Origin of the sequence: Nocardioides currus, from assembly GCF_003057875.1 — a bacterium.
GTDB classification, from domain to species: domain Bacteria; phylum Actinomycetota; class Actinomycetes; order Propionibacteriales; family Nocardioidaceae; genus Nocardioides; species Nocardioides currus.
Genome location: NZ_PYXZ01000004.1, coordinates 49,060 through 62,197 on the forward strand (window position 1 = coordinate 49,060; position 13,138 = coordinate 62,197).

Genomic DNA, 13,138 nt, shown 5'->3' on the forward strand with positions numbered 1-13,138 from the left:
CACTCTCTCACCCGTCCCAACATTTGGTACGGCGGTCCCAGTATGTGGCAGCAGGGGCCGGTTGCGCGCCGCCGTCAGTCGCGGCTGGCGACCGTGCAGATGCAGGAGCGGTTGCCCTCGGCGTCGGCCACCACCCAGTAGGACGGCGAGGCCGCGTCGCTGACGAGCGTGCCGCAGGCGTCGAGTACGGCCTGCACGCGGCGGGCCGCCTCGTCCATCGGCACCCACACGTCGAAGTGCCAGCGCTGGGCCACGTCGGTCTCGGGCAGCGCCGGGCCGTCGTCGCCCGGCTCCTGGAACCACACGGTCGGCACCTGACCGCTCGCGTCCACGGGCTCGCCGTCCTTGACCTCGCTGCCGAGCAGGGCGGCGTAGAACGGGGCCAGCCGCTCCCCCGCCGCGGTGTCGAGCCCGAGCTCGAGCTGGGTGAGCCCGGAGACGTCGGCGTCCACGCCGGCCTCGGCGGCGTACGTGCTGATCGTGCGGGCGAGGTCGAGGTCGCGACTGGTGATGCCGCCGACGTCGTGGCTGCTCAGGGTGACGATCACCTCGGGGTAGGTCAACGAGACGTCCGGGTGGTGGTTGGCCTCCTCCGCCGCCGCGCCGATGCGGTCGACGAGGGCGAGGCCGGTGGCGAAGTCGCCGGTCCTGAACCTCGCCTTGAGGCTGCCGAGCACCTGGCGCCAGTCGTCCAGCCCGGCGTCGGCCACCTCGCGGTGGGTGAGCTTCGTCCTCGGATCACTCATGGCAGCACCTTCTGTCCGATCGGTCCGGGGTTGTAGGCGATCTCCCAGCGGAACCCGTCGGGGTCGACGAAGTAGCCGGAGTAGCCGCCCCACTCGCGCTCGGCGCCGTCGGAGACCTGCTGGGCACCGGCGGACCGGGCGTGCTCGAGCACGCGGTCGACGCCCTCGGGGGTCGCGAGGTTGTGGGAGAGGGTGATGGGCGGGACGCCCCCGCCGGGCGCCTGCCCGACCTCGGCCGCGAACGCGTCGACGTCCCACAGGGACAGCACCACCTTGTCGGCGACCTCGAACATCATCACCTCGCCGGCGACGTACTCACTCGGCTCCCAGCCGAGACCGTCGACGTAGAACTTGCGCGAGTCGCCGAGGTCGCGCACCGCCAGGGTGATGAAGCTGATCCGCTGGTCCATGCGACCCACTCAACCACGCTCAGCGGCGACCGAACACCTGCGCGGAGTACCACTGCCCGTCGGCCCCGGCGCGGGCCGCGACGGCCACGATCCGGTAGCCGCGGTTGAGGATGTTGGCGCGGTGGCCGGGTGAGCCCATCCAGCCGCGGACGACGTCGGTGCCCGAGGAGTAGCCGACGGCGACGTTCTCGCCGGCCATCACCAGGCCGCAGGTGCGCATGATCGCGCCGAGGTCCTGGTGGTACATCGACTGCTGGCTGGCCATGGCCCGGGCCTGACGACCGGCGAACCGCTTCAGGCACCCGTCGGCGTCCAGCGCCTTGAGCTGGTTGCGGGTGCGGGCGGCGTTGGTCGCCGCGAGGGCGGAGGTCGCGTACGTCGCCTCCGGGGTCGCCGATGGACGCGTCCGCTCCTGCGGCTGGGCCGAGGACGCGGGGACGCTGACGAGGGCAAGGGTGAGCGCCGCGGCCGCGGCCGTGGCGGGGGCCAGGGCAGCGGTCAGGGCACGGACCGGGGGGATCCGACGCATGACAGCAGGGTAGGTGGGCTCCTCAGGTGGTGAGGAAATTTGACAATTTCTTTACCTGCCGCCCGGCCGCGTCGAAGTTGGCCGGGTCGAGCCACGCCTCGAGGCCGGCCCGGATCGTTGGCCACTCTCCGTCGGTGACGGAGAACCAGTCGGTGTCGCGGTTGCGACCCTGGTAGACGGTGGCCTGCCGGAAGCGTCCCTCGTAGGTGAAGCCGAGGCGGGCAGCCGCTCGACGTGAGGGCTCGTTGAGGCTGTCGCACTTCCACTCGAACCGGCGGTAGCCCAGGTCGTCGAAGGCGTGCGACATCATCAGGTAGACCGCCTCGGTCGCGGCCGCCGTGCGCTGGAGGGCGGCGCTGTAGATGATCGAGCCGATCTCGACCGACCCGTTGGCCGGGTCCTTGCGCAGGTAGCAGGACACCCCCAGGCCGGCCCCGTCCGGGCTGAGCACGGCCATCGGCCAGGCGGCCGGCAGGGCGAGCACCGCGGCGATGTACGCCTCGAAGGCCGCGGGGTCGGTGAGGTCGGGATAGGGGTAGTAGGTCCAGGTGCTCGGCGGGCTCTCGAGGACCATCGGTCCGTGCAGGAGCGGCGCGTGGTCGGGCCGCAGCCGCTCCAGCCGGACGCGGCGACCGACCAGTTGCTCCGGCTCGGTCGGCGGCCGGGGCGTCCAGCCGGGCACGGGATCGCCGATGGGCTGGCCGAGCTCGTTGGTGCGCGTCACCCGCCCATCTGACACCGTGAGGCCATGTCCTCGGCATTCGACTCGCTCAAGAAGGCTGCGCAGGCCGTCGTCGGCGCGCCCCACCTGTTCAACGCCGCGCGCGGAGCGGGTGCCAGCGCCTCGGCCGCCGCGGACGTCATGGCCGCCTCGGCCGCCGCCCTGCAGGTCGCTGCCGCGGCGACGGACGGCACGCCGGGCCTGCAGAACGCCATCCGCCACTTCATCTGGCAGGCCTACATCGCGGGTCGCCACGGCACCGCGGTCGCCGAGGCGGTCGCGGCCGCCCAGGAGGAGGGCCGCACCAGCCCGGCCGACACGAGGATCGACCTGCACAACAACGCGGTCGGACGGGCGTACGGCGCCGCCAACTCGGCCGCCATCGGCCAGGGGTCGGTCACCGACGCGCTCCGGGCGCTGGTGCCGGTGGCGAAGGAGAAGTGGGCGACCGACGAGCTGGTCTGGCTCAGGCCGCACTAGTCAGCCGGCGCTCCACGCCCGGGTCGCGCCCCACGTGTCGAGGTACATCTGGGCGCCGCCCGCGAGGTCGTCGACGATCGCCTGGCCGGCCGTCAGCCGCAGGTCCTCGATCCAGTCGGGCACGAGTCCGTAGTGGGCCACGCCGTCGGCGTTGACGTCCCACGTGCGCTGTCCGGTGGTCTGTCGGTCGACGCGGGCACCCCCGAGGGCGGTGAAGGGATAGGTGACCGGCGTGCCGGTGGTGTGCGGCGGGTTGGTGCCGCCGACGCCGTTCATGTCGGTGCCGAAGGCGTAGGCCTTGTCGTACGCCGCGCGCAGCCCCGCCTCCCGGGACCACTCGGCGACGAAGCCGTCGGTGCCGGCGTGGTCGTGCCCGGCTCCGTACTGCGCGACCAAGCCGCCGAGGGCGTAGACGCGCTCGTGCCACGACGGGTCCATCCACGAGTGGCTGGACACGACGCCGGGATAGTCGGCGGCCTCGAGGAGGTCGAGGGAGCGGCCGGCGGCCTTGACGCTCATGTGGTCGATCTCGAGCATCATCCGGCGACTCATCAGGCCCTTGAGGGCGTACTCACCGAGCGCCGTGAGCCCGCGGGTGTTGCAGCGCTTGGCCGGGTCGTAGCTGGGCGGGTCGGCCGGGAACAAGGTGCGGAGCGGCCCGGTGAGGTCGACGCTGGAGATCGGGTTGTCGGACTGCGGGCCGCGGCACCGCTCGGTCTGCCAGAACGTGCCGGTGGAGAGGAACTGCCCGGCGTTGACCGCCACGCCGGTCGTGCCCTCGTCGAAGCGCACGCCGCACAGGGCGTTGTCGAACTTGTGGCACAGGAACATCGAGGAGATGCCCAAGGCCTTGAACTCGTCGAGTCCCCGGTCGATGTCGGCGCGGCTGCACTGCGGGAACCCGAGGACCTGCTTGCAGCCGAAGGGCTCGGACATCTCGACGCCGAGCACCATGGCGAGCTTGCCCTGGGCGACGACCTGCTGGGCCTGTTCGGGCGTGGTGACGATGCGCAGCCAGCCGCGGCCGGGACCGCCGTACATCTGGTCGACGTAGGCCTCGAGCTCGCGGGACTTGCGGGCCTGCAGGCGGATCGACTCCATCTCGTTGCAGCCGCGGTCGCGGGGCAGCAGCGAGCAGATCATCCCGTTGGTCACGAGGTCGTTGACCATGATCCGCACCCCGCCGCGCCAGGCGCGCTCCATCCAGGCGTAGTAGTTCTGCTGGTGGGCCAGGGACTTGTACGACGGCCAGTGCGCGAACGTCGGGTAGCCGACCGGGTCGTGGGTGCCGTCGTCGCCGCCGGTGGCGTGCTCGAAGATCGCGCCGATGCCGTGGGGGTAGTGCTCGGGGCAGTCCTTCAGGGCGGTGGCGATGCCGGCGGGGTCGAAGACCTTCCCGCAGATCATCCGGCCGCCGAAACCCTCGTTGCTGAAGACGTGGTTGTGCGCCTCGAGGTAGCCGGTGACGTCGCCCTGCGCGTCGACGCCGCTCGCGGGTGCACCCGTGACGTTGATCTGCGAGTCGGGTGCGGGCCGTGCGACCGGGTCCCACCAGTCCCCCGGTCCGGCGCTCGCCGTCCCGGTGCCGATGGTGGCCGCGGAGGCCGCCAGCAGTCCGACGACTGCGGCGGCAACGGCTCGACGTACGCGACGACCTGCGTGCATGGCGACCTCCCGAGGTGGTGACCCACGCCACACTAGGGAGCCCGCGACGGTTGGTGCAACAGCGAGTTACACGAACCGGTCCACAGCCGGGTCGAGCGCTCCGATCAGCCGCAGACGGCGCCGTGGGCCGCCGACTGGACGACCTTGGCGTACTTCCCGAGGACGCCGCGCGTGTACTTCGGCTCCTGCGGCACCCAGCCCTCCTTGCGTCGCGCCAGCTCGGCGTCGTCGATCTCGACCTCGAGCGTGCGGTTGGCGACGTCGAGGACGATCGGGTCGCCGTCGGCGACGAACGCGATCGGTCCACCGTCGACCGCCTCGGGGGCGATGTGGCCGACGCACAGGCCGGTGGTGCCCCCGGAGAACCGTCCGTCGGTGACGAGGAGGACGTCCTTGCCGAGGCCCGCCCCCTTGATCGCGCCGGTGATGGCGAGCATCTCGCGCATCCCGGGCCCGCCCTTGGGACCCTCGTAGCGGATGACCACGACGTCGCGCGCCTTGATCTCGCCGGCGGCCAGGGCGTCGAGGGCCTTGCGCTCGCCGTCGAAGACGCGGGCCGTGCCGGTGAAGGTGGTGTCGTCGAAGCCCGCGCTCTTGACGACCGCTCCCTCCGGCGCGAGGGAGCCTCGGAGGATGGTGATGCCGCCGGTGGCGTGGATGGGCCGGTCGAGGTCGCGGAGCACGTCGCCGTCGAGGCCCTTCGGGTTCAACGCCTCGAGGTTCTCGCGCATCGTCTTGCCGGTGACGGTCAGGGTGTCCCCGTGCATCAGGCCGGCGTCGAGCAGCGCCTTCATCACGACCGGGATGCCGCCGATCTTGTCGACGTCGTTCATCACGTAGCGACCGAACGGCTTGAGGTCGCCCAGGTGCGGGACCTTCTCGCCGATCCGGTTGAAGTCGTCGAGGTCGAGGTCGACGTCGGCCTCGCGGGCGATGGCGAGGAGGTGGAGCACCGCGTTGGTCGAGCCGCCGAGCGCCATCACGACCGCGATCGCGTTCTCGAAGGCGGGCCGCGTCATGATCTGGCGGGCCGTGATCCCCTGGCGCAGCATCTCGACGACCGCCTCGCCCGAGCGGTGCGCGAAGCCGTCGCGGCGGCGGTCGACCGCCGGCGGGGCCGCGCTGCCGGGCAGGCTCATCCCGAGCGCCTCGGCGACGCTGGCCATGGTGTTGGCGGTGTACATGCCGCCACAGGCGCCCTCGCCGGGACAGATCGCCTTCTCGACGCGGTCGACCTCCTCGCGGGTGATCTTCCCGGCCAGGCAGGCACCGACCGCCTCGAAGGCGTCGATGATCGTCACGTCGTTGCCGTCGACCTGGCCGGGCATCGTGGAGCCCGCGTAGAGGAAGACGCTCGCCAGGTCGAGGCGGGCGGCCGCCATCAGCATGCCCGGCAGGGACTTGTCGCAACCGGCGAGCAGCACGCTGCCGTCGAGCCGCTCGGCCATCATCACGGTCTCGACGGAGTCGGCGATCACCTCGCGGCTGACCAGGCTGAAGTGCATGCCCTCGTGGCCCATGGAGATGCCGTCGGAGACCGAGATCGTGCCGAACTCGAGCGGGTAGCCACCGCCCGCGTGCACCCCGTTCTTCACGGCCTTCGCGAGGCGGTCGAGGCTGAGGTTGCAGGGGGTGATCTCGTTCCAGCTCGACGCGACGCCGATCTGCGGCTTCACCCAGTCGTCGTCGCCCATGCCGACGGCACGGAGCATGCCGCGCGCGGCGGCCTTCTCGAGACCGTCGGTGACGTCGCGGGAGCGGGGCTTGATGTCGGGCGTCTGGGTCATGCAGTCAGGCTACTGGCGGCGGACGCGTCGCTTCGGCCGCGTCTCAACCGGTGCGCCCGAGCGGGTTCGTGACTGGTTCCGACCGGGTCGGGGCACCGCGGGTCCAGAAGTCCGCCGGGCTGCGGTTGCGGGACTTGCGCGAGTCCGCGAGCGCCCAGGCCGGGATCGGGAACCGGAGTGGCCTCGACGGCTGCGACCAGCCGCCCTTGGCCTGCTCGACGAGCTCGCGCCAGGTGGGGTGGTCGTCGGGCTCGGACGGGGCCTGGGCGCGCCACGCCATCCGGTCGCTCCCGAAACGGACGCGCGGCAGCTCCAGCTCCCGCGAGCGACCCTGGATCGCGCCGATCCACGCCGTCATGTCGGCACCGGGCGGCGCCCACCACCCCTCGGTCCACACGAACATGTGCGCCGGGTAGCGACGACCGCCCGCGTCCCTGGCCGCGTCGGACCTCATCGCAGCCACCTGCGCGCCGGTGGAGTCCACCGCGACCAGGCGCAGCTCCCCGAGCGTGAGGATCCGAGCCAGCACGCGGGCCGAGGGAGTCGTGCGCCCGGTCTCCCACTTCGCCACGGCCGACTGCGACACGCCCAGCTGCTCGGCGAGGTCACGCTGGGACCACTCCGCGCGGCGGCGTACGCGCCGGATCAGTCCCGCGACCTCGGCATCCCCCGCATCCCCCGTGTCGCCCGCATCGTCCTCGTGCTCGGCGCTCGACCCCGGTCGTGGCGTGTCCTGCTCGTCGGTCTCCATCCGGTCCCCCTGGTTGCGTCCCATCTCCCTGAGGTCATGAGACCAGCCACCACCGACATCCGGCCGTCGCTTGGACCTGAGTCCTCCGGGGACTCAGGTCCGAGCGGGCTCGGGCGACCCGAGCTGGAGTGGTGGCGAAGGCCCGAGGGTGGGATCAGCGGGCTTCGGAGACGGTCTTGAGCCGGGCCAGCCCTCGATCGAAGTCCTTGGCGATGGCCTTGTCGAAGAAGAGCTTGCCCGCGATGGCCATGATCGGGTTGCGGCGGCCGGTCATGTGCCAGGTCACCCGGGTGGCGCCCGCGCCGGCCGGGGCGAGCTCGAAGACGGTCACGTTGCTCGCCTTGAACGGCTTCAGGAACCCGAGCGCGATCTCGATGCGCGACGGCGTCGAGCCGGTGATCTCCATGGTCCCCTCACCGGCCTTCTTGTTGCCGGCCCAGGCGTAGTGGGATCCGACGCCCTTCTCGGGGCCGGTGTAGGTGCGCTCCATGTCGGGGTCGAGGCCCTCCCAGGGCGACCACTGCGGCCACTCGTGGAAGTCGTCCAGGTGGGAATGGATGCGGTCGGAGGGCGCATTGATCGTCGTCGACCGCGACATCGAGAAGTCAGCCATGGCGGGAGCCTAGGACCTGTCGACCCACGGTCGGCTCACGAGCTCGCTCACAGCGCCGCCGCTCGGACGACCATCACGTCGGGCAGGTCGCGGTGGATCTCCTGCCAGCTGCCACCCTCGTCGGGCGAGCACCACACGGCGCCGTTGCGGCCTCCGAAGTAGAGCCCGACATCGGGGTGGTCGTCGGCGCACATCGCGTCGCGCATCACGGCGGTGTAGAAGGCATCGGGCAGCTGTCCCGCGCCGAGCTGTTCCCAGGAGGCGCCGCCGTCGGTGGTGCGGCACACGCGCGCCTTGGCGTCGACCGGCCAGCGTTCGCCGGCGCCGGAGATCGGGAACGTGAACGCGGTGTTGGCCTGGTGCGGGTGCGCGACCATCGCGAAGCCGAACTCGGCCGGGAGCCCGGGGGCGATGTCCTGCCACGAGCTGCCACCGTCGTCGGAGCGGTAGACGCCGCCGTGGTTCTGGAGGAAGAGCCGGTCGGGATCGACGGGGTCGCGCGCCACCTTGTGCACGCACTGACCGAACTCCGGGAAGAACCGTTCGCCCGGCATGAACTCCGCCTTCACGCCCTGGTTGGCGGGTGCCCAGGACTCGCCGCCGTCGTCGGTGCGGTAGACGCCTCCGGTCGAGATGGCGGCGAGCACGGAGTCGGAGTCGTCGGGGTGGGGAAGGATCGTGTGGAACGCCTGGCCTCCGAAGCCCGCGTTCCACCCCTGCCGGTGCGGGTGGTCCCAGAGGCCGCGGACGAGGTCGAAGTGCTCGCCCCCGTCGGTGGAGCGGAAGATCGCGCCGGGCTCGGTGCCGGCCCACACCACCCCGTCCTCGGTGCCGGGCTGGAGCTGCCAGACGCGAGAGAGCGTCGCCGCCTCCCCGTCGGGGAGCCGGGCGTCCTCGGGGAAGCGGATCGCGCCGTTGGGCGTCTCCTCCCAGGTCTCGCCGAGGTCGTCCGAGCGGCGCACCTGGGGGCCGAACCAGCTCGATGAGCACCCGGCGAACAGCCGTGGTCGGTCGCCGCGTCGATCGATGAGGACCGAGTAGACCTCCTCCATCTGGAAGTGCGGGCCGGTCCAGGACCAGGAGGCGCGCGCCTCGTCCGAGGTACCGATCCACAGACCCTTGCGGGTCCCCACCATGGCGATCGTGCCCGTCATCGGCTCTCCCCTTCGTTGCGCGTATTCCTAATAGGAACAGTAGTCTGATCGGACCATGGGTCAAGACCTTCCCGTCACCTCCTACGCGCTGCTCGGGCTGCTCACGTTCGGCGACGCGCTGACCGGCTACGAGCTCAAGCAGCGGGCCGACGCGACGCTGCGCTTCTACTGGGTGTCCCCCGCCATGAGCCAGGTCTACAGCGAGCTCGCCCGCCTGACGGACCACGGACTCGTGGTCGCGACGGGCGAGGGCCGGGGCACGACGTACACGATCAGCGACGCCGGCCGCGAGGCCCTCGTGGCGTGGATGGGCCACAGCCCGCCGGGCTTCCCCGTGCTCAAGCACCCGATCGCGCTGCGCCTGCTGCTGGGCCACATGGTCGACCGGGAGACCACCATCGACATGCTCCGCGACCACCTGCGCGCACTGGCCAAGGAGCGCGACGCCCTGGTCGAGGTGCGCGAGAGCCTGCGGGGCGGCGACGGGCCGGGAGAGGTGTTCAGGCACCCGAGCCTGGTGGCCGACTGGGGGCTGGACTACTTCGAGAACGAGAGCCGTATCGTCGGCGACCTGATCCGGCGCCTGGAGGACGAAGGGCCGGACAACGCAGGCACGGAGGACGAGGGCCCCTAGGCCGACCACACAGGAGGAGCCCGTGACGCGAGCCGTCTGGTTGGTCGTCATCGGCATCGTCTCCGTCCAGGTCGGAGCGGCGTTCGCGAAGGACCTCTTCGGCACGATCTCCCCGACTTCGATGGTCTTCCTGCGGCTGTTCACCAGCACGCTCGTGCTGCTGGCCGTCGCCCGGCCGTCGTGGCGCGGCCGGAGCCGGGCGGACTGGCTGGTGGTGGCCGGCTTCGGCGCCAGCCTCGGGACGATGAACTGGGCCATCTACCAGTCGTTCGCCCGGATCCCGCTGGGTCTCGCGGTCACGATCGAGTTCATCGGCCCGCTGACGCTCGCCGTGCTCGGCTCCCGGCGGGCCCGCGACCTCGTCTGGGTGGGCCTCGCCGCCCTCGGCGTCGTGCTGCTCGGCTTCGAGCCCGCCGACCTCGACCCGGTGGGGGTCGGGTTCGCGCTCGTGGCGGGGGCGGCGTGGGCGTCGTACATCCTCCTCAGCGCGCGCACCGGACAACGCTGGCCGGGCCTCGACGGGCTGGCGATCGCCAGCGCCTTCGCGACGCTGCTGCTCACCGGTCCGGCGATCGTGTCGGGGGGTACGGCGCTGCTCGACCCGCACGTCCTGATGGTCGGCGCCATGGTCGGCGTCCTGAGCTCGGTCATCCCCTACAGCTGCGAGCTCGTGGCGCTGCGGACGCTGGCCCCCAGCGTCTTCGGCATCCTGATGAGCCTGGAGCCCGCGGCCGCCGCGCTGGCCGCGATCGTCGTGCTCGGCGAGCTGCTCTCTCCACTCCAGTGGCTCGCGGTCGCCTGCGTCGTCGCGGCCAGCGTCGGTGCGACGCGGAGCCGGCCCGTCCTCGCCGAGCCGGCCCCCGACTGACGTCACCCTCGAGCGAGCTCCCGTCTCAGTGCCCCGTCTCGGCCGCGATCGTGTCCTCGATGATCTGGGCCGCGCTGCGTGGGGCCTGCAGGGAGAGCGTGGGGGGCGCCGGGTTGTCGGCGACCTGGCGCATCCCCCGGACCCCGTCGTCGACGACGAAGCTCGCGCGGGTGAACGCCTGCTCGCCCGGGACGGACACGCGCGGCAGGCACCGGTAGTCCGCGGTGAACGACGCCGGCGTGATCGTCGTGCTGACGTAGCCGCGCAGGTTGGTCCAGAACCTCAGGTTGGGGTTCTGCGCGGCCCACGGGTGGGTCCCGTCCGGCTGGTCGTAGCCGTCGCCGCCGCTGGTGATCGAGGAGCACACGAACTCCGAGCCGAGGACCGGCGAGGACGCATCGGTCCAGTCCGTCAGCACGTCGGAGCCCCAGTGCGCGTGCACGTCGCCGGTCAGCACCACGGGGTTGCGGACCCCGGCGTCCACCCACGACCGCACGACCCGGTCGCGCGAGGCGGGGTAGCCGTCCCACGCGTCCATCGACACCGTGTTGTCCGGCGTCGCCGTGCTGTCGCGGCGACCGAAGAAGACCTGCTGCCCGAGCACGTCCCAGGTCTGGGTCGAGGCCGCGAACCGCTCGGCCAGCCACGCCTCCTGGGCTGCGCCGGGCAGCGACCGCTCGGGGGCGGCGGCGGGCGGGCAGTCGTCGTACCCGTCGCCGCACGCCTGGTCGTCGCGGTACTGCCGGGTGTCGAGCATGTGGAAGCTCGCGAGCTGACCCCACTGCACCGAGCGGTAGAGCTGGACGTCGGGCCCGGACGGCAGGGACGTACGCCGCAGCGGCATGTTCTCGTAGTAGGCCCGGAACGCCGCGGCACGACGGTCGATGAACCCGGGCTGCGAGGCGACGTTCTCGGCCACCTCGTCGGCCCAGTTGTTGTCGACCTCGTGGTCGTCGAACACCACGAGCCACGGCGCGGCTGCGTGGGCGGCCTGCAGGTCGGGGTCGGTCCTGTACTGCGCCAGCCGCTGGCGGTAGCCGCCCAGCGTGACGGTCTCGGGCCCCTTGTGGTCGCGGATGTTGCCGCCGGGGATCGTGTAGCCGCCGGCGACGTACTCGTACTGGTAGTCACCGAGGTGCAGGACGAGGTCGGGGCGTTCCTCCGCGAGCCGCCCGTACGTCGTGAAGTAGCCGTGCTCGAACTGCGAGCAGGAGACGAACGCCATGGCCAGCGAGGACGGCATGGAGCGGGGGTCGGGCGCCGTCACGGAGCGGCCCACCGGCGAGACGTGGCGACCGACGCGGAAGCGGTAGTAGTACTCCCGGCCGGGGCGCAGCCCGTCGACCTCGACGTGCACAGCGTGGCCAAGGTCGGGCCCGGTGCGCGCCACGCCGGCCCGGACCACCCGGGTGCAGCGCGGGTCGGTGGCGACCTGCCAGAGCACGACCTGGATGCGCGTCGGCATGCCACCGCCGCCGTCGTCAGCCAGCGGGTCGGTCGCGAGCCGGGTCCAGATGACGAAGCCGTCGGGCAGCGGGTCGCCGCTGGCGACGCCCAGGGTGAAGGGGTCGGAACGCAGCGGGGACGTCGCCGCGCTGGGTCGTTGGTCGATCAGGACGGCGCCGCCAGCGAGGGCGACACCCCCTGTCGCGAGGGCGGTCTTGAGCAGGATCCGCCGAGAAGTCTCCATGCCCGAAGCGTGCGCACCTCGAGTCGACGGCCGGGCGACGCGAGAGTGAAGCGCGGATGACCGTCGCCGGTCCACGCCCCTCGGGCAGACTCTGCGCATGGAGAAGACGACCCCGGGTCAGGTCACGGCGGACGAGCGGCTGCGGTTCGTCGACGTGCTGTCCGACGACGGGACCCGCATCCGGGCGTGGACCAACGACCCCGACGGCACCATCGAGGGACCGACCGTGCTGCTGTGCAACGGGCTCGGGACCTCGCCGTGGGCCTGGCCGGCGCTCCTCGACCCGGACTGCGGCGTCCGCGTCGTCTCCTGGAACCACCGCGGCACCGGCGGCTCGTCGCGGCCCGTCGACGCGAGCCGGGTCGGCATCACCGAGTTCGTCGAGGACGGGTTGTCGGTGATGGACCACTTCGGCGTCGACCGGGCCGTGCTGATGGGCTGGTCGATGGGCGTCAACACGATGTTCGAGCTGGCGCTGCGTCACCCCGAGCGGGTCTCCGGGCTGTTCGCGGTGTGCGGGGTCCCGGGCAACACGTTCGCCACCATGCTCGGCCCGTTCCACCTCCCCCACTGGGTGGCGCGCCTCACGACGGTCAACCTCTCCCGCGCGATGAGGCTCGGCGGCCGCGCCCTGACGCCGATCGCGAGCCGGTTGCCCGTCGGCCGGCGCGCGGTCGCCGTGCTCGGCCACACCGGCTTCATGCTGAAGCAGGCCGACCCCGACCTGTCCGCGCGCGCGATCAAGGCGCTGCTGGAGGTGCCGATGGAGTGGTACTTCCACCTCGCCCTCACGACCTCCGAGCACGCCCGCGTCTCGCTCAGCGCGATCACCGTGCCGGCCTTCTTCGTCGCCGGCAGCCACGACGTCCTCGCGGGCGCCCGCGACATGGCCTCCGCTGCGGCGCGGATGAAGGAGGCGACGTACGTCGAGCTCAGGGCGAGCCACTTCGTGCAGATGGAGCACCCCGACGTCGTCCACCAGCTGCTGGTGGAGTTCCTCGAGACGACCGTCGGTGGCTGAGGTGCGAGCGAAGCGAGCCTCGAAGCTCGCGCCCATCGTCCTGGTCGCCGCAGGCCTGACCGGGTGCGG

The 13,138-nt window shown here is 71.9% G+C and carries 14 protein-coding genes; 4 read left to right on the top strand and 10 right to left on the bottom strand.

Annotated elements, in window-relative coordinates:
* Positions 1-74 precede the first annotated feature (74 nt).
* The 4 genes from C7S10_RS10645 to C7S10_RS10660 are packed head-to-tail and all read right to left on the bottom strand — an operon-like array spanning position 75 to position 2,409.
* Complete coding sequence (locus C7S10_RS10645) at positions 75-746, bottom strand: 4a-hydroxytetrahydrobiopterin dehydratase (protein WP_108344430.1); 672 nt, start codon at positions 744-746, stop codon at positions 75-77.
* On the bottom strand, positions 743-1,156 hold the full coding sequence (locus tag C7S10_RS10650) for a VOC family protein (protein ID WP_108344431.1): 414 nt from the start codon (positions 1,154-1,156) through the stop codon (positions 743-745). Before C7S10_RS10650 ends, C7S10_RS10645 begins: the two co-directional genes overlap by 4 nt.
* A gap of 19 nt (positions 1,157-1,175) precedes the next feature.
* Positions 1,176-1,685 carry a CAP domain-containing protein gene (locus tag C7S10_RS10655; RefSeq protein ID WP_108344432.1) on the bottom strand — a complete coding sequence of 170 codons (510 nt, stop codon included), beginning with the start codon at positions 1,683-1,685 and terminating at the stop codon, positions 1,176-1,178.
* 22 nt (positions 1,686-1,707) lie between these two features.
* Positions 1,708-2,409 carry a GNAT family N-acetyltransferase gene (locus C7S10_RS10660; protein ID WP_108344433.1) on the bottom strand — a complete coding sequence of 234 codons (702 nt, stop codon included), beginning with the start codon at positions 2,407-2,409 and terminating at the stop codon, positions 1,708-1,710.
* Positions 2,410-2,433: 24 nt separating this feature from the next.
* On the opposite strand from C7S10_RS10660, the gene C7S10_RS10665 reads away from it, so the two are divergent.
* Positions 2,434-2,886 carry a DUF6973 domain-containing protein gene (locus C7S10_RS10665; protein WP_108344434.1) on the top strand — a complete coding sequence of 151 codons (453 nt, stop codon included), beginning with the start codon at positions 2,434-2,436 and terminating at the stop codon, positions 2,884-2,886.
* On the opposite strand, the gene C7S10_RS10670 is transcribed toward C7S10_RS10665, so the two are convergent.
* The 5 genes from C7S10_RS10670 to C7S10_RS10690 form a co-directional block, all read right to left on the bottom strand.
* On the bottom strand, positions 2,887-4,551 hold the full coding sequence (locus tag C7S10_RS10670) for an amidohydrolase family protein (protein WP_108344435.1): 1,665 nt from the start codon (positions 4,549-4,551) through the stop codon (positions 2,887-2,889).
* Positions 4,552-4,655: 104 nt separating this feature from the next.
* Positions 4,656-6,338 carry a dihydroxy-acid dehydratase gene (gene ilvD, locus C7S10_RS10675; protein WP_108344436.1) on the bottom strand — a complete coding sequence of 561 codons (1,683 nt, stop codon included), beginning with the start codon at positions 6,336-6,338 and terminating at the stop codon, positions 4,656-4,658.
* A gap of 43 nt (positions 6,339-6,381) precedes the next feature.
* A complete protein-coding gene (locus C7S10_RS10680; RefSeq protein WP_108344437.1) occupies positions 6,382-7,113 on the bottom strand; it encodes a helix-turn-helix domain-containing protein in 732 nt (243 codons plus the stop codon).
* A gap of 130 nt (positions 7,114-7,243) precedes the next feature.
* A complete protein-coding gene (locus C7S10_RS10685; protein WP_108344438.1) occupies positions 7,244-7,702 on the bottom strand; it encodes an SRPBCC family protein in 459 nt (152 codons plus the stop codon).
* Between the two features lie 47 nt (positions 7,703-7,749).
* The gene (locus C7S10_RS10690; protein WP_108344439.1) at positions 7,750-8,856 is read right to left on the bottom strand and encodes a WD40/YVTN/BNR-like repeat-containing protein; all 1,107 of its coding nucleotides are present in this window, start codon (positions 8,854-8,856) and stop codon (positions 7,750-7,752) included.
* Positions 8,857-8,911: 55 nt separating this feature from the next.
* On the opposite strand from C7S10_RS10690, the gene C7S10_RS10695 reads away from it, so the two are divergent.
* Positions 8,912-9,490 (top strand): PadR family transcriptional regulator, encoded by a 579-nt coding sequence (locus C7S10_RS10695; RefSeq protein ID WP_108344440.1) that lies wholly within the window; start codon positions 8,912-8,914, stop codon positions 9,488-9,490.
* A gap of 22 nt (positions 9,491-9,512) precedes the next feature.
* Positions 9,513-10,358, top strand: coding sequence for an EamA family transporter (locus C7S10_RS10700; protein ID WP_243395309.1), 846 nt, complete (start codon positions 9,513-9,515; stop codon positions 10,356-10,358).
* A gap of 25 nt (positions 10,359-10,383) precedes the next feature.
* On the opposite strand, the gene C7S10_RS10705 is transcribed toward C7S10_RS10700, so the two are convergent.
* Positions 10,384-12,048 carry an alkaline phosphatase D family protein gene (locus tag C7S10_RS10705; protein ID WP_108344441.1) on the bottom strand — a complete coding sequence of 555 codons (1,665 nt, stop codon included), beginning with the start codon at positions 12,046-12,048 and terminating at the stop codon, positions 10,384-10,386.
* Between the two features lie 97 nt (positions 12,049-12,145).
* Here C7S10_RS10705 and C7S10_RS10710 point away from each other — a divergent pair, with 97 nt between their 5' ends.
* On the top strand, positions 12,146-13,069 hold the full coding sequence (locus C7S10_RS10710; RefSeq protein ID WP_108344442.1) for an alpha/beta fold hydrolase: 924 nt from the start codon (positions 12,146-12,148) through the stop codon (positions 13,067-13,069).
* Positions 13,070-13,138 lie beyond the last annotated feature (69 nt).